The organism is Streptomyces sp. NPDC043746, from assembly GCF_056436485.1.
In genome coordinates, this window is sequence record NZ_JBWKCM010000015.1 from 97787 (window position 1) to 112998 (window position 15212).

14 protein-coding genes are annotated in these 15212 nt (G+C 71.8%); 8 read left to right on the plus strand and 6 right to left on the minus strand.

The genetic code is table 11. The features are described 5' to 3' along the window. Nucleotides 1–71: 71 nt before the first annotated feature. Nucleotides 72–545, minus strand: a complete 474-nt coding sequence (locus AC0682_RS18135; protein WP_018488595.1) for an Lrp/AsnC family transcriptional regulator — start codon at nt 543–545, stop codon at nt 72–74. A 121-nt stretch (nt 546–666) separates the two neighbouring features. Between AC0682_RS18135 and hppD the strand changes: the two genes are divergently transcribed. Next, entirely contained in the window at nt 667–1812 is a 1146-nt protein-coding gene (gene hppD, locus AC0682_RS18140; RefSeq protein ID WP_103418862.1) for a 4-hydroxyphenylpyruvate dioxygenase, read from the plus strand. Nucleotides 1813–1891: 79 nt separating this feature from the next. On the opposite strand, the gene AC0682_RS18145 is transcribed toward hppD, so the two are convergent. Then, on the minus strand, nt 1892–3496 hold the full coding sequence (locus AC0682_RS18145; protein WP_478533836.1) for a tetratricopeptide repeat protein: 1605 nt from the start codon (nt 3494–3496) through the stop codon (nt 1892–1894). 97 nt (nt 3497–3593) lie between these two features. Between AC0682_RS18145 and AC0682_RS18150 the strand changes: the two genes are divergently transcribed. Continuing rightward, nucleotides 3594–4961: an FAD-binding oxidoreductase gene (locus tag AC0682_RS18150; protein WP_478533838.1), complete on the plus strand. Its 1368-nt coding sequence runs from the start codon at nt 3594–3596 to the stop codon at nt 4959–4961. Between the two features lie 22 nt (nt 4962–4983). Here AC0682_RS18150 and AC0682_RS18155 read toward each other — a convergent pair whose 3' ends face one another. Continuing rightward, the gene (locus tag AC0682_RS18155; RefSeq protein ID WP_478533840.1) at nt 4984–5466 is read right to left on the minus strand and encodes an SsgA family sporulation/cell division regulator; all 483 of its coding nucleotides are present in this window, start codon (nt 5464–5466) and stop codon (nt 4984–4986) included. Between the two features lie 249 nt (nt 5467–5715). Between AC0682_RS18155 and AC0682_RS18160 the strand changes: the two genes are divergently transcribed. Then, a complete protein-coding gene (locus tag AC0682_RS18160; RefSeq protein WP_478533841.1) occupies nt 5716–7176 on the plus strand; it encodes an RDD family protein in 1461 nt (486 codons plus the stop codon). A 153-nt stretch (nt 7177–7329) separates the two neighbouring features. Beyond that, complete coding sequence (locus AC0682_RS18165) at nt 7330–8004, plus strand: RDD family protein (protein WP_478533842.1); 675 nt, start codon at nt 7330–7332, stop codon at nt 8002–8004. A gap of 147 nt (nt 8005–8151) precedes the next feature. On the opposite strand, the gene AC0682_RS18170 is transcribed toward AC0682_RS18165, so the two are convergent. After that, the gene (locus AC0682_RS18170) at nt 8152–8487 is read right to left on the minus strand and encodes a hypothetical protein (RefSeq protein WP_478533843.1); all 336 of its coding nucleotides are present in this window, start codon (nt 8485–8487) and stop codon (nt 8152–8154) included. Nucleotides 8488–8857: 370 nt separating this feature from the next. Here AC0682_RS18170 and AC0682_RS18175 point away from each other — a divergent pair, with 370 nt between their 5' ends. Together AC0682_RS18175 and AC0682_RS18180 are read left to right on the plus strand one after the other, a co-directional pair. Then, nucleotides 8858–11269: an immune inhibitor A domain-containing protein gene (locus AC0682_RS18175; protein WP_478533844.1), complete on the plus strand. Its 2412-nt coding sequence runs from the start codon at nt 8858–8860 to the stop codon at nt 11267–11269. Between the two features lie 124 nt (nt 11270–11393). Continuing rightward, nucleotides 11394–11786 carry a hypothetical protein gene (locus AC0682_RS18180; protein WP_478533845.1) on the plus strand — a complete coding sequence of 131 codons (393 nt, stop codon included), beginning with the start codon at nt 11394–11396 and terminating at the stop codon, nt 11784–11786. 193 nt (nt 11787–11979) lie between these two features. Here AC0682_RS18180 and AC0682_RS18185 read toward each other — a convergent pair whose 3' ends face one another. Together AC0682_RS18185 and AC0682_RS18190 are read right to left on the minus strand one after the other, a co-directional pair. Continuing rightward, nucleotides 11980–12576, minus strand: coding sequence for an isochorismatase family protein (locus tag AC0682_RS18185; RefSeq protein ID WP_478533846.1), 597 nt, complete (start codon nt 12574–12576; stop codon nt 11980–11982). A gap of 215 nt (nt 12577–12791) precedes the next feature. Then, a complete protein-coding gene (locus AC0682_RS18190; RefSeq protein ID WP_478533847.1) occupies nt 12792–14120 on the minus strand; it encodes a nicotinate phosphoribosyltransferase in 1329 nt (442 codons plus the stop codon). A 79-nt stretch (nt 14121–14199) separates the two neighbouring features. On the opposite strand from AC0682_RS18190, the gene clpS reads away from it, so the two are divergent. Further along, a complete protein-coding gene (gene clpS / locus AC0682_RS18195) occupies nt 14200–14517 on the plus strand; it encodes an ATP-dependent Clp protease adapter ClpS (RefSeq protein ID WP_478533848.1) in 318 nt (105 codons plus the stop codon). Nucleotides 14518–14565: 48 nt separating this feature from the next. Then, on the plus strand, nt 14566–15177 hold the full coding sequence (locus tag AC0682_RS18200; protein WP_478533849.1) for a DUF2017 domain-containing protein: 612 nt from the start codon (nt 14566–14568) through the stop codon (nt 15175–15177). The last annotated feature ends 35 nt before the right edge of the window (nt 15178–15212 follow it).

Here is a 15212-nt window from a genome sequence, read left to right on the forward strand (position 1 = left end):
GTCGGCGCCGGGGTCCGGCCCGGGCGGCGCTCGGGTTTCCCCGGGCCCTCCCCTGCCCGGATTCCCCCGGCTCAGACGGTGTCCTGGGCCGCCTGTTCCACCAGCGGGATGATCCGCAGCGGAACCGGGTTCTCCATCACGATCGCCGTGGAGGCCCGGACGATGCCATCAAATCCGACAACCCGGTCGATCACCCGCTGGAGATCGGCGTTCGAGCGGGCGACGAGGCGGCAGAGCATGTCCCCGTGGCCGGTGGTCGTGTGCAGCTCCAGCACCTCCGGCACGCCGCCCAAATGGGCCCGTACGTCGGCTCCTTGACCCTGTTTGATCTCCAGCGTCGCGAACGCGGTGACCGGATAGCCGAGCGCCGCCGGATCGACGTCCGGGCCGAATCCGCGGATGACGCCATTCGACTGAAGGCGGTCCAGCCGCGCCTGTACGGTCCCGCGCGCCACGCCCAGCCGCCGGGATGCTTCGAGGACGCCGATCCGCGGCTCCCGTGCCAGCAGCACGATGAGCCGGCCGTCCAGATGATCGATCGCCATGGCTCTCCTCCGATGGTCAGCCTGTACAGATAGTCCGGCCATCATGGCGATCCGCTGCGCATATTGACCAGTGAATGCGCAAACTATTGCGCACCTTGCGATGCGGGGAGAGCCTTCGAACATGACTGAGACTCTGCACACCAGCCCTGACACCGCCGCGCAGGCCGACCGCTTCCCGGTGAAGGGAATGGACGCGGTCGTCTTCGCCGTGGGCAACGCCAAGCAGGCGGCCCACTACTACTCGACCGCCTTCGGCATGAAACTGGTCGCCTACTCCGGACCGGAGAACGGCACCCGCGAGACCGCGAGCTACGTCCTCACCAACGGCGCCGCCCGCTTCGTCTTCACCTCCGTGATCAAGGCGTCCACCGAGTGGGGCACCTTCCTCTCCGACCACGTCGCCGCCCACGGCGACGGCGTCATCGACCTCGCCATCGAGGTCCCGGACGCCCGGGCCGCCTACGCGTACGCCGTCGAGCACGGAGCCCGGGGCATCACCGAGCCGCACGAGGTCAAGGACGAGCACGGCACCGTCGTCCTCGCCGCCATCGCCACGTACGGCAAGACCCGCCACACCCTGGTCGAGCGCTCCGGCTACGACGGCCCCTACCTCCCCGGTTACGCCGCCGCCGCCCCGATCGTCGAGCCGCCGGCCAAGCGCACCTTCCAGGCCATCGACCACTGCGTCGGCAACGTCGAGCTGGGCCGGATGAACGAGTGGGTCGGCTTCTACAACGAGGTCATGGGCTTCACCAACATGAAGGAGTTCGTGGGCGACGACATCGCCACCGAGTACTCCGCCCTCATGTCGAAGGTCGTCGCGGACGGCACGCTGAAGGTGAAGTTCCCGATCAACGAGCCGGCGATCGCGAAGAAGAAGTCGCAGATCGACGAGTACCTGGAGTTCTACGGCGGCGCCGGCGTCCAGCACATCGCGCTCGCCACCAACGACATCGTCGCCACCGTCCGCTCGATGCGCGCGGCCGGTGTGCAGTTCCTGGACACCCCCGACTCGTACTACGACACCCTCGGTGAGTGGGCCGGGGAGACCCGGGTGCCGGTCGAGATCCTGCGCGAGCTGAAGATCCTGGTCGACCGCGACGAGGACGGCTACCTGCTGCAGATCTTCACCAAGCCGGTCCAGGACCGCCCGACCGTCTTCTTCGAGATGATCGAGCGCCACGGCTCCATGGGCTTCGGCAAGGGCAACTTCAAGGCACTCTTCGAGGCCATCGAGCGCGAGCAGGAGAAGCGCGGCAACCTCTGAGCCGTACATATCCCGCACACGACCGCGGTCCGGGGCAGCACCCCGGACCGCGGTCGTATGCGGGGGCGGACCGCCGTGGTCAGCGGCCCGTGGCCCCCGGGCCGCCCGGCGGCGGCTCGCCCAGGGCCTCCAGCGCCTCCCGCGCCTTCGGCGCGTCGAGGGGTGAGAACGCCGGGTTGGTGCGCAGCGCCTCGTCCAGGTGGCGGCGGGCCGCGCCGTGCTCGCCCAGCTGCCGTTCGATCATCCCCAGGTGGTACGCGTACGAGGCGTTCCGCACCCCCGTGTCCACCGCCCGGCGCGCGTACTCCAGCCCCTCCTCCGACCGCCCCGTCCGGTGCAGCGCCCACCCCAGCGCGTCCGCCACCGCCGCACTGCGGTGCTGCTTCTTCCACTGGGCGCGCAACAGCTCCACCGCCACGGCCGGGTCCCCGTGCCCGCTCTCGTACCGGGCCCGGAGCACGGACTCGTCCACCCCTGCCGCCTTCGACCGCGCCAGCAGCTTCTCCAGCTCGGCGTACTGGCTGCGGGCGTCCCCGTCGAGCCCGAGGGACGCGTACAGCTCGCCCAGTTCGAGGGCGTACAGCGGGCGCGGCAGCTTGGTGAGCGCGCTCTGGTACGCGGCCAGCGCCTCATCCGTGCGGTCCAGCGCGGCCAGCGCCCGGGCCCTGCCCGCCAGGGACGCGTGGTGGCCCGCGTCCGTGCGCAGCGCCGCGTCGAACTGCGCCACCGCCTCCTCCGGCTCGCCCCGCTCCCAGGCCAGCTCACCGAGCCGGTGCAGCGCCTCGGCCTTCTCGGCGGGGGTCGTCGCCCGGTCGGCGGCCTCCCGGGCGGTGGCCAGGGCGTCCTCGCGCCAGCCCCGGTCGCGGTAGAGCTCGGCGGTCCGGGCCAGCGCGGGGACGCCCTTGCGCAGCTCACCGAACTTCTCCGTCGCCTCGGTCGCCGCCTTCCGGTCCCCGAGGCCGGTGTACGCGTCGATCAGGACCGGGTACACCCGCCAGGTCTTCGGCTCCTGCTTCCGTACGGTCTCGCCCCACCGCTTCGCCGCCAGGAAGTCCTGCCGGGCGTTGGCCAGAGCCGCCATCCCCACCCAGGCCTCCCCGTTGCCCCGCTCGCCCGGCTGCGCCGCCAGCGACTGCTTCAGCGCCTCCTCGGCACGCTCGTAGTACGCCGCGTCCGCCGAGCGCCGCCCCCACTCCACGTACGCCGAACCGAGCGTCGCCCACGAGGGGGCGTCCTGCGGGTGGGACTCCACCCACCGCTGCCGGTCCCCGATCAGCGCGGTCAGGTCCGAGAGGGAGGCGGGGGAGCCCGCCGTCGCCGCCGCCTCGGCCCGCTCCACCGGCCCCGGTTCCTTCGGCGCGTCCCGGCCCCGGTCCGGTACGGCCACCAGCGCGCCGGCCAGCAGCACCCCCGCCGCCACCGCCCCGAACGCGGCCCGGCGCAGGGTCGTCCGCAGGGTGGGAGGGGGCGGCGGTACGGCGGTGGCGCCTTCGACGGGCGGAACGGAGAGGTCCGCACCGGGCGGCACGGACGGTTCCGCCCCGGGCACCGCATCGGACTCCGTGCCGGAGGCCGTACGGGGCGTCGTCGCGCCGGACCTCGCATCGCGCGCCCCGGCGTCGTGCGGGGACGGCTCCTGCGGCCGGCGGCGGGGCTCGGGATCCTGCTGGGGCATGACATCCATGACCATCACTGTGCGTCAGTCATACGAGCACACCGCGTTCCGGGATCGCCGCCGCCGACGGGTTCACACCATTGGCCCCGGGTGTCAGGCTTGGATCATGAGCGATCTTCTCGAACGGCTGCGCACCGGCCTTCCGCCCGAGGCCCTGATCACCGACCCGGACGTCACCGCGTCCTACGCCCGCGACATGGCGAGCTTCTGCGCGGCCGGCACCCCGGCCGTCGTCGTGCTCCCGCGCACGGTCGAGCAGGTCCAGCACGTCATGCGCACCGCTACCGCGCTGCGCGTCCCGGTCGTGCCGCAGGGCGCCCGTACCGGCCTGTCCGGCGCGGCCAACGCCTCGGACGGCTGCATCGTGCTCTCCCTGGTGAAGATGGACCGGATCCTGGAGATCAGCCCGGTCGACCGGATCGCCGTCGTCGAGCCCGGTGTCGTCAACGCGGTGCTCTCACGCGCGGTCGGCGAACACGGGCTGTACTACCCGCCGGACCCCTCCAGCTGGGAGACCTGCACCATCGGCGGCAACATCGGCACGGCCTCCGGCGGCCTGTGCTGCGTGAAGTACGGGGTCACCGCCGAGTACGTCCTCGCCCTCGACGTCGTCCTGGCCGACGGGCGGCTCCTCACCACCGGCCGCCGCACGGCCAAGGGGGTCGCCGGCTACGACCTCACCCGGCTCCTCGTCGGCTCCGAGGGCAGCCTCGGGATCATCGTCAAGGCCGTCCTCGCCCTCAGACCGCGGCCGCCGCAGCAGCTCGTCCTCGCCGCCGAGTTCCCCTCCGCGGAAGCCGCCTGTGACGCTGTGTGCCGGATCATGGAGGGCGGTCACACCCCGTCACTCCTCGAACTGATGGACCGTACGACCGTGCGTGCCGTCAACCAGCTCGCCTCCATGGGGCTGCCCGAGACCACCGAGGCGCTCCTCCTCTGCGCCTTCGACACGCCCGACCCGGCCGCCGACCTCGCCGCCGTCGGCGCGCTCTGCACCGCCGCAGGGGCCACCGACGTGGTCCCCGCCGACACGCAGGCCGAGTCCGAACTGCTCCTCCAGGCCCGCCGGATGTCGCTCCCCGCGCTGGAGGCCGTCAAGTCCGCCACGATGATCGACGACGTCTGCGTACCGCGCTCGCGGCTCGGCGCGATGCTGGCGGGCACCGCCGCCATCGCGGAGGAGTACGGACTCACCATCGGCGTCTGCTCCCACGCGGGCGACGGCAACACCCACCCCGTCGTCTGCTTCGACCACACCGACCCCGACGAGTCCCGCCGGGCCCGCGAGTCCTTCGACGCGATCATGGCGCTCGGTCTGGAGCTGGGCGGGACCATCACCGGCGAACACGGCGTGGGCGTCCTCAAGAAGGAATGGCTCGCCCGTGAACTGGGCGAGACCGGTATCGCGTTGCAGCGCTCCATCAAGGCCGCCTTCGACCCGCTCGGCCTCCTCAACCCCGGCAAGCTCTTCTGAACCCCGCTCCCCGCGGGGGCCCTCACGCCTCACCCTCCTGCGACGACGGCTCGTCCGCGGACCACGGGTCGCTCAGCCACAGGTCGTCCGCCGGCAGCGGGGCCAGCAGCTCCGCCAGCCCCTCGTCGATGCCGAGCCGCTCGCACTCGGTGCCCGGCGGCACGATCCGCAGGGTCCGCTCCACCCAGGCCGACACGGCGGCCGAGGGGACCTCCAGCAGGGCGTTGCCGTCGGGGGAGGTGAGGGCCACGCAGATCACGCTGCGCTGGTCGACCTTGGTCGGCCAGATCCGCACGTCCCCGTGCCCGCACGGCCGGAACACCCCTTCCACCAGCAGCTCCCGGGCGAACGTCCAGTGCACGGGCGACTCGGAGCCGATGTGGAAGGCGATGTGCACGGCGTACGGGTCGTCGGTGCGGTACGTCAGTCGGGCGGGGACCGGGATGGACCGCTCGGGGGACAGGACGAGCTTCAGCTCCAGCTCACGTTCCACGATGTTCATCATGAGAATGCACGACCTTCCGGTGCTCCTGGGGCGGTCCCGCTGACCGTCCCGCACAAGGAGAGAGCGCCCTCCCCGCCACCTATTACGCGACTTCCCAAGAAAACTTCGATCCGTTTCGGAAGTGGTCCCAAAGAGGCGGACCGGCCCGGGGGTACGCGGCGGTCTGATAGATGTGGACCCTTGTATGGAGGCCGTCCGCCCTCCCGGCGCCGAACGGCCTGAGGCCTCGAAGAGATACGGGACCCGCTGATGAGCGCGCCAACTCCGGCACCCGGTGACGACAGCCCCCGCGAGGGCTACTACCCCGACCCCTCCATCCCCGGCTACGTCCGGTACTGGAACGGTGCGGCCTGGGTCCCCGGTACGAGTCGGCCGGCGCCCGAGCAGCCCGCTGCCACCCCTTCCACCGCTCCTGCGCCCGCCCCTGCTCCGGCCTCTTCCCCGGCCCCTTCCCCGGCCCCTTCCCCTGCCTCGCAGGCCGGGTCGCAGGCCGCGCCGGTGGAGGAGACCGGGCCGATCTTCTTCGACGAGGAGGAGGCCGGGGGTGCGGCCTCCTCCGGGTCCGTCTGGCAGGCGGACTCCGCGCGTCAGGGCGGCTTCGGCGGCCCCGGGGACCGCCCGGTCGCGTGGGGCGGCCCGGCGCCGGAGCCCGCCGCCGACCCGAGGGCGTCCCTCGCCCAGGACCCGACCGGTGGCGCGCTGCCGGGGATGCGGGCACCCGAGGAGGAGGCGGCGGCGCGCCCGCCGACCGAGGGGACCGTCACGATCCGCGCGACGGGCCCGCGGCAGGCGGCGGCCGCCCACGCCCCGGCTCCCCAGGAGGCACCCCAGGGCCCGGTCCAGGTCTCCGCCGCCGCACCCGTGCCCACGCCGCCCCCAACTCCCGCGCCCACGCCGCCCCCGGCCGCCGCGTCCGGACCTGCCCCGGCTCCCGTCGCCCCGGCCCCCGAGCCCGTACGCCCGGCGGCTCTGCACACACCGCTCACCCCCGGCCCCGGCGGCGGTTCGGCCTCCTGGGCGCAGCAGGTCCACCAGCTGGCCCGGCCCGAACCGCAGCAGCAGGCGCCTGCACCGAACCAGCAGGGCCCCCTGCCCCCGCAGAACCAGCAGAGCCCCCAGCCGTCCCCCGTCGCGCAGGCCGCCCCCGTGGCCGCCGACCAGCCCGTCGTGCCCTGGAAGCCCCCGGCGGCCGACGACCCCTTCCAGCAGATGGTCCGGGCGCAGACGGCGGCCCGGCCCGCCGGGCTCGGCAAGCGGTTCGCTGCCCGGCTCGTCGACAACCTGGTGCTCGGCGCGGCGGTCGGCGCGGTGGCCCTCCCCCTGGCCACCCAGGGGTTGGACCACATCGACCGGAAGATCACCGCGGCCAAGCAGACCGGTGAGACCGTCACCGTCTGGCTGCTGGACTCCACCACCGGGGCGCTGCTCGGGGCCCTGCTCGCGGCCTTCCTCGTCCTCGGTTTCCTGCTGGAGGCGCTGCCCACCGCCAAGTGGGGCCGGACGCTCGGCAAGAAGCTGTTCGGGCTCGACGTGCGGGACATCGAGTCCCACGACACGCCCACGGTGGGGGCGGCCCTGCGCCGCTGGCTCGTCTACGGGGTGCTGGGGCTCCTGGTCATCGGCGTGGCCAATGTGCTCTGGTGCCTGGTCGACCGCCCCTGGCGCCAGTGCTGGCACGACAAGGCGGCGCGCACGTTCGTGGCGGGCTGACGGCGGAGCCGGGCCGGCGGCGGACCGGCCCGCCTATCGGAAGAGCCGACCGGCCGGGCGGAGACACGCGGGTCCGGCCTCGTATGCCGCCCCGCGTCCCCCGAACGCGCCTGAGCCGTTGCGGGCCCCGGTGGCCCGGGGTGCACTGCCCCCATGAGCAACGACCAGCCGACGCCCGGCCAGCCGCCCGAGGACGACGATCCGTTCCTCAAGAAGCCGCAGGAGCCCCCGCCGCCGTCAGACGGTCGGCCGCCGTTCGGACAGCCGCCGTACGGAAGTGCGCCGCCCCCTCCGCCGCCCCCGCCCCCGCCGAACGACCCGTACGGCAGCGGCGGGGGTTTCGGGGCTCCTGACCCGCTGGCCGGGATGCCGCCGCTGGCCGAGCCGGGCAAGCGGATCCTGGCGCGGCTGATCGACTTCCTCATCATCTCGATCCCGCTCTATCTGATCTCGCTGCCCTGGGGCGGGGCGATCGACGTCGACGGGGACGGCGGCAGAGGGTTCAACGCCGCCTACAGCGGCAACCAGTTGCTCTGGTCGCTCATCGGGCTCGCGGTGTACGTCGCCTACGACACGTACTTCACGCACAAGGACGGCCGCACGATCGGCAAGCGGCTGCTGAAGCTGCGGGTGGCGATGCTCAACGACGGGCGGGTGCCCGACACCAGCGCGGCGCTGATGCGGGCCGTCGTGCTCTGGGCCCCGGCGCTGCTGTGCTGCCCGTGCCTGTGGTGGCTGATCAACATCGTGCTGATGTTCACGGACAAGCCCTACCGGCAGGGGCTCCAGGACAAGGCGGGCAAGACCGTGGTGGTCGTGGCCCGTTAGGGGCGGACCGCTCAGAGGACCGATCACCGGACCGGGCCCCGGACCGATCACCGGACCGGGCTCAGGACGGCTCACCGGACCGGGCTCCGGCATGGCGACGGCCGGGCGGGTGGACACCCCCGCCCGGCTACCGGGACCGTGATCGGCTCAGCGGCGCAGCGAGTGTTCGCCCTCCCGCCGGGACGGGCGGCCGGACGGGACGCGCTCCTGGGCCCCGAAGGCCTCCGGCAGGTGGAGGGTACGGGTCGGGGCGCCGGCGGACGCGGTCCGCGGGCGGTCCGCCGGGCCGTGCGCGGCCGGACGCGGACGGGGCGCGGCCTGCGGCAGACGCACGGCCACCAGCAGGCCGAGCGCGAGTCCGGTGGTGGCGGCGATGGCCACGCCGATCTCCGATTCCGTACCGGAGAGCAGCAGCAGGGCGAGGGTGGTGCAGACGACGGTGGCCGAACCGTAGACGAGCTGTGCGGCGGTCGGACGCGGCATGGCGGTTTCCGTCCTCGGGACGTCGGATGGGCGGGTGGTCGGCACATGCACAGGCACCTTCCGACCCTACGACGGTGGATGCCCGACCGGGACCGGTAGTAAGCGTGACCTAACCCACGGTGCCGGTGCACAGGGGGCGCACGGAGTCACGCCTCTCACCAACCGGACAGCTCGGCGCGCCCGTTGACGGAGAATCTGTCCGCATACCGGAAAGGCGCTCCTGCATAGTGCACTTGGTCTGTTCAAGTCAAGGTCTGTCTTTTCGCTCGCAACTCCGATCGAATGTCGTCACTTGTGACGCGTTCACGCGCGCGGCCCTCTCCACACCCCCCTGGCCGCCGCGCGGGACGCCCGGGGAGGACTGCATCAAGTGATCAATCAGAGACGGGCGCTTCGCGCCGCTGCCGTTGTCGTGGCCATGGCTGCGACGGCCGCGACGGCGTCGACCTTCGCCACCGCCCAGGCGCATGACGTCACGTCAGGCCCTGCCGCTTCCGCCGCTCCCACCGTCGACCGCCATGACCCGGCGCCCGGCAAGGGGCACGTGGAGCACAACCTCGAAGGCCCCTTCAGCGAGCAGCAGGCGGCGCAGCGGGAGGCCGCGCTGGAGCAGGTGCTCGCCGGGGACAAGAAGGTGACCACCAAGGGCGGTTCCAAGGTCGTCAAGCTCGGCGACAAGAAGTACGTCGAGCTCGGCCGGGAGAAGACCGACAAGATCTTCACCATCCTGCTGGAGTTCGGGGACAAGGTCGACGACACGACCATGTTCGACCCGGACGGCGACGGCCCCAAGCCGCCGATCAAGAAGTACGGCGGCACGCCCGGCCCGGCGCACAACGAGATCGCCAAGCCGGACCCGAAGAAGGACAACAGCACCGCCTGGAAGGCCGACTACAACCGGGCGCACTTCGAGCAGCTGTACTTCGGCGAGGGCAAGGGCGTCCACTCGCTCAAGACCTACTACGAGAAGACCTCCTCGGGCCGCTACTCGGTCGAGGGCGAGGTCTCCGACTGGGTGAAGGTCGAGTACAACGAGGCCCGCTACGGCTCCAACTACTGCGGCCAGTCCAACTGCGCCAACGTCTGGGACGCGGTCCGCGACGGCGTCAACGCCTGGGTCGCCGACCAGAAGGCCAAGGGCCGCACGGACGCGGAGATCAAGGCGAACCTGGCCGAGTACGACCAGTGGGACCGCTACGACCACGACGGTGACGGCAACTTCAACGAGCCGGACGGCTACATCGACCACTTCCAGCTGGTCCACGCCGGTGAGGACGAGTCGGCCGGCGGCGGCGCGCAGGGCGGCGACGCCATCTGGGCGCACCGCTGGTACGCCTACGGCACCAACGCGGGCGCGACCGGCCCGGAGTACAATAAGGCCGGTGGCGCCCAGATCGGTGACACGGGCATCTGGGTCGGTGACTACACCGTCCAGCCCGAGAACGGCGGCCTGGGCGTCTTCGCCCACGAGTACGCCCACGACCTCGGTCTGCCGGACCTGTACGACACCTCCGGCGGCGGCGAGAACTCGGTCGGCTTCTGGTCCCTGATGTCGGCGGGCTCCTGGCTCGGCACCGGCAAGGGCGAGATCGGCGACCTGCCGGGCGACATGACCTCGTGGGACAAGCTCCAGCTGGGCTGGCTCGACTACGAGACGGCCAAGGCGGGCAAGACCTCGCTGCACAAGCTGGGCGTCTCGGAGTACAACACCAAGAACCCGCAGGCGCTCGTCGTCGAGCTGCCGGCCAAGCCCGTCACCACCACCGTCGTCAAGCCCGCCCAGGGCACCAAGCAGTGGTGGAGCGACCAGGGCGACAACCTGTCGAACACCCTGACCCGTTCCGTCGACCTGACGGGCAAGTCCTCGGCCAAGCTGGACCTTTCGGGCTGGTACGACATCGAGGCCGACTACGACTACCTCTACACCGAGGTGTCCGACAACGGCGGCACCAGCTGGACCGCGCTCGACGGCACCGCCGACGGGCAGGCCATCCCGCGTGACGCCAGCGACAAGCCGGCGCTGACCGACGTCTCGGGCTCGTACAAGAAGCTCTCCTTCTCGCTCGACGCCTACGCGGGCAAGAAGGTCGACCTGCGCTTCCGCTACCAGACGGACGGCGGCGTGAGCGGCAAGGGCTTCACCGCCGACGAGATCGTCATCACGGCCGACGGTGCCACGCTCTTCTCCGACAACGCCGAGGGCGACGACAACGGCTGGACGTCGAAGGGCTTCTCGCGGATCGGCGAGTCCTTCTCGAAGGACTACCCGCAGTTCTACATCGCGGAGAACCGCCAGTACGTCAGCTACGACGAGACCCTCAAGGTCGGCCCGTACAACTTCGGCTTCTCCACCACCCGTCCGAGCTGGGTCGAGCACTACGCGTACCAGACCGGTCTGCTGATCTGGCTCTGGGACACCTCCCAGAAGGACAACAACACCTCGGCCCACCCGGGCGAGGGGCTGATCCTGCCGATCGACGCGCACCCCAAGCCGCTGAGGTGGAAGGACGGCTCGCTCGTCCGCAACAAGATCCAGCCGTTCGACGCCCCGTTCAGCTGGTACCCGAACAAGGGATTCACGCTCCACAACGCGGACGTTCCGCTGTACATCAAGCCGGCCCTGGGCAACCCGGTCTTCGACGACCGCAAGGGCACCTACTGGTACAAGGAGAACCCGACGGGCAGTGTCAAGGTTTCTGACACCAACACCCGCATCTCCATCGTCCACGAGCCGCTGAACGGCTCCACGATGACCGTGCTGGTCGGCCCCTCGGGTCGATGATTTCGTAAAGCCGCAGGTCAGAGCATGATCGGCCGTTGCCCTCTAGCGGGCAGCGGCCGATCGTGTTTAGGTGCGTCTTGTTCACATCCTTATTGACACGACGTCTCACGGGGGAGTGCGGATCATGGCAGGCGGAGGTTTCTGCAGGTTGCCGAACGGCTCGGTGGTGGTGGCCCTGACCCTCACCAGACCGGGCGGTACGGGATCGGAGCCCGGCGCTCCGGTACGCGTGCTGGTCCACGCGGCGAACCGGGCGCGCGCCCTGACCAGGCTGCGCAATCTGGGGCTGCGGGCGGTCTATCTGCGCGGCAACGCGGCACCGCCGACGCCGGACGAGGTGACGGCGGTGCTGCACCACCCGGACGGCCTGCTGTGGCGGGGGGCGCCGTCGGCGGACGCGCCCGGCCGCTCGCCGCAGGCGCACCTGACGCTCCAGCCGGGCCAGGAGCTGTGGCACCCGATCCGCGCCCTGCTGGGCCCGGCGGGGCATGCCGGACCGGCCCGCCCGGCGGCTTAAGGGCTGTCCCGCGATCCCTGGCGGGCGCACGACGACAGCTACGGCGCCTCGCCGCGTTGTCGGAACGCCCGAATACATCCAGTATGCGGACGTCCCTCCGCCTTGCGATGCACCGCATCTGACGCCGCGCGCTGATCCACCAGGGATTGCGGGACAGCCCTTAGGTGCGGGCCGGACGCGGTCGCCCCGGGGCCTACAGGGCCTCGGCCACGACGGGCTTGCCGGAGAGCTTCACGCCGGCCGCCCGCAGCTCGTCCAGGGCCTTCTCGGTCGTCGCCGGTGCGACCCCGGCGGTCAGGTCGAGCAGCACGTGGGTGACGAAGCCCTCGCGGAACGCGTCCAGGGCGGTGGCCCGTACGCAGTGGTCGGTGGCGATGCCGACCACGTCCACCTCGGTGACGGACCGGTCGCGCAGCCACTGGGCGAGAGTGGTGCCGTTCTCGTCGGTGCCCTCGAAACCGCTGTACGCGGCCGAGTAGGCGCCCTTGTCGAAGACGGCCTCGATGGCCCCGGAGGCGACGGCGGGCGCGAAGTTCGGGTGGAAGCCCACCCCCTCCGTACCGGCGACGCAGTGCACCGGCCAGGAGTCGACGAAGTCCGGGGTCGCGGAGAAGTGGTCCCCGGGGTCGACGTGGTGGTCCCGGGTGGCCACCACGTGGCGGTAGCCGGGCTGGGCCGCGCCGATGAGGTCGGTGATGGCGGCGGCGACATCGGCGCCACCCGCCACCGCGAGGCTGCCGCCCTCGCAGAAGTCGTTCTGAACGTCCACGACGATCAATGCGCGGTGCATGGCGGGTGTCCTTCGGTGGGTGGGGGAGCGGGGTGGTGGTTCCACGTTCACGGTTCACGGGGGATGGCATCGAGCGTAGAGGTCGGGGCCTGACAATCAACCCCTACCCGTTTCGGCCACCCCGGCCCGTGGGGCGGCCGGTCCGACCCGTCCGGCGTTCGGGGACGAGACCTCCGCGGCGGGGACCACCGCACCTTCCGGACCGGGCCCCGCCCTCATGCGTACTCCGTCCCGATCACCGGCTCCCCCCGGGACAACTGCATCGCGGACAGCGGCAACCCGGCCCGGGCCGCGACATGCCGCTCCCGCGCCGCCTCCAACGGCTCCCGGGCCACCACCTCGCCGCCCCGCACCAGCTCCACCGGCAGCTCCCGCCCCGCCAGCTCCTTCGGGACCGCCCCGGTGCCGATCACCTCGGCCTCGGCCACCCCGTGCTCGTCCACCCGGCGCGCGGCCCACTTGCGGCCGCCCTTCGAGGACTTCGCACCGAGCGACTTCTTCGCCACCGGCACCAGCGGAGCGTCCGGCTCCGCCGACCCGGCGCGGGCCACCAGCTTGTAGACCATCGAGCACGTGGGGTGCCCGCTCCCGGTGACCAGCTGGGTGCCGACCCCGTACGCGTCCACCGGCGCGGCGGCCAGCGAGGCGATGGCGTACTCGTCCAGGTCCGAGGTGACCACGATCTTCGTGCTCGTCGCACCCAGCTCGTCCAGCTGCTGCCGCACCCGGTGCGCGACCAGCAGCAGGTCCCCGGAGTCGATCCGTACGGCACCCAGCTCGGGCCCCGCGATCTCCACCGCCGCCCGCACCGCCTCGGCCACGTCGTAGGTGTCGACCAGCAGCGTGGTGCCCCGCCCCAGCGAGTCCACCTGGGCCCGGAACGCGTCCCGCTCGGTGTCGTGCAGCAGGGTGAAGGCGTGCGCGCTGGTGCCGACCGTCGGGATCCCGTACCGGAAACCGGCCGCCAGGTCGGAGGTGGCGTCGAACCCTCCGACGTACGCCGCGCGCGCGGAGGCCACCGCCGACAGCTCGTGGGTGCGCCGCGCCCCCATCTCGATCAGCCGGCGCCCCCCGGCCGCGGCCGACATCCGTGAGGCGGCGGCGGCGACCGCGGAGTCGTGGTTGAGGATCGACAGGATCACCGTCTCCAGCAGCACGCACTCGGCGAAGGAGCCCTCCACCCGCAGGACCGGCGAGCCCGGGAAGTACACCTCACCCTCCGGGTAGCCCCAGATGTCGCCGCTGAAGCGGTAGTCCGCCAGCCACTGGAGAGTCGGCTCGTCCACGATGTGCCGCTGGCGCAGGAAGCCGATCATCTCGTCGTCGAAGTGGAAGTTCTCCACCGCGTCCAGCACCCGCCCGGTGCCCGCGACGACTCCGTACCGCCGCCCCTCGGGCAGCCGGCGGGTGAACGCCTCGAAGACGGAGCGGCGGGAGGCAGTGCCCGCCTTGAGTGCCGCCTGCACCATGGTCAGCTCGTACTGGTCGGTGAAGAGCGCGGTCGACGGAACGCCGACCCGTCGCCCGAGGTCCGCTGAGTTCATGGCTCGGATGCTACCCCCTATTCGTCAGAGTGACGAGATGTGGGGTCCGTTTGTGCGCCCGGCCCGTCCGAGTGGCAGCATGGGACAGGTGAGCGTTGCTACCCCGCTGGAGATCGAACGTCCCGATGCCGCCGAGGAGACCTTCGTGGTCCCCGAGCCGGACGTCCCGTGGGTGACGCTCGTCCACAACGACCCGGTCAACCTCATGAGCTACGTGACCTATGTCTTCCAGGCCTACTTCGGCTACTCGAAGGACAAGGCCCACAAGCTCATGCTGGACGTGCACCAGAAGGGCCGCGCCGTCGTCTCCAGCGGGAGCCGCGAGGAGATGGAGCGCGACGTCCAGGCCATGCACGGGTACGGGCTGTGGGCCACCCTCACCCAGGACCGCAACTAGAACCCCCTCAGCGCCCCCTGCCCCGTTCGACCCACCATCGGAGAATCCATGGCCGGCCATTTCGAGGCCACCCCGGGCGGCGGCGCGGCCGTCGCGCTCGACGAGGTCGAGATCTCGATCCTGCGCTCCCTCGCCGTGCAGCTGCTCGAACTGATCGGCCCGGGCGACACCCCCGCCGAGGGCGAGGACCCGCTCGCCGCGCTCTTCGCCGAGGGGCCCAGCAAGCCGCCCTCGGACCCGGCGCTGGCCCGGCTCTTCCCCGATGCCTACGGCGGCCCCGACGGGTCCGCCCCCGAAGGCAGGAGCGAGGAGGAGCTGCGGGAGCTGTCCGCCGAGTTCCGCCGCTTCACCGAGATGGACCTGCGGTCCCGCAAGCGCGAGGACGCCCTCACCGTCGTACGGACGCTGGACACCCTCTCGCCCGCCGGGGGAGGCGGGGCCGTGCTCACCCTCACCGCCGTGGAGTGCCGCGCCTGGCTCGGTGCGCTCAACGACCTGCGCCTCACCATCGGTACCCGGCTGGACGTCTCCGACGAGGACGAGGGCGAGAACGGCTCGCTCTACCGGCTCCCCGACAGCGACCCGCGCAAGCCCATGGTGATGGCCTACCTCTGGCTCGGCGCGCTCCAGGAATCGCTCGTCGAGACCCTGATGCCGTAATCGGCCGACGGTGTCCTCCGGGCCGGCCCGCACGC

Bases quoted from the DNA above. Each gene is read 5' to 3' on its own strand.
- AC0682_RS18135 (WP_018488595.1), bottom strand. From the start codon at position 545: ATGGCGATCGATCATCTGGACGGCCGGCTCATCGTGCTGCTGGCACGG.
- hppD (WP_103418862.1), top strand. From the start codon at position 667: ATGACTGAGACTCTGCACACCAGCCCTGACACCGCCGCGCAGGCCGAC.
- AC0682_RS18145 (WP_478533836.1), bottom strand. From the start codon at position 3,496: ATGGATGTCATGCCCCAGCAGGATCCCGAGCCCCGCCGCCGGCCGCAG.
- AC0682_RS18150 (WP_478533838.1), top strand. From the start codon at position 3,594: ATGAGCGATCTTCTCGAACGGCTGCGCACCGGCCTTCCGCCCGAGGCC.
- AC0682_RS18155 (WP_478533840.1), bottom strand. From the start codon at position 5,466: ATGATGAACATCGTGGAACGTGAGCTGGAGCTGAAGCTCGTCCTGTCC.
- AC0682_RS18160 (WP_478533841.1), top strand. From the start codon at position 5,716: ATGAGCGCGCCAACTCCGGCACCCGGTGACGACAGCCCCCGCGAGGGC.
- AC0682_RS18165 (WP_478533842.1), top strand. From the start codon at position 7,330: ATGAGCAACGACCAGCCGACGCCCGGCCAGCCGCCCGAGGACGACGAT.
- AC0682_RS18170 (WP_478533843.1), bottom strand. From the start codon at position 8,487: ATGCCGCGTCCGACCGCCGCACAGCTCGTCTACGGTTCGGCCACCGTC.
- AC0682_RS18180 (WP_478533845.1), top strand. From the start codon at position 11,394: ATGGCAGGCGGAGGTTTCTGCAGGTTGCCGAACGGCTCGGTGGTGGTG.
- AC0682_RS18185 (WP_478533846.1), bottom strand. From the start codon at position 12,576: ATGCACCGCGCATTGATCGTCGTGGACGTTCAGAACGACTTCTGCGAG.
- AC0682_RS18190 (WP_478533847.1), bottom strand. From the start codon at position 14,120: ATGAACTCAGCGGACCTCGGGCGACGGGTCGGCGTTCCGTCGACCGCG.
- clpS (WP_478533848.1), top strand. From the start codon at position 14,200: ATGGGACAGGTGAGCGTTGCTACCCCGCTGGAGATCGAACGTCCCGAT.
- AC0682_RS18200 (WP_478533849.1), top strand. From the start codon at position 14,566: ATGGCCGGCCATTTCGAGGCCACCCCGGGCGGCGGCGCGGCCGTCGCG.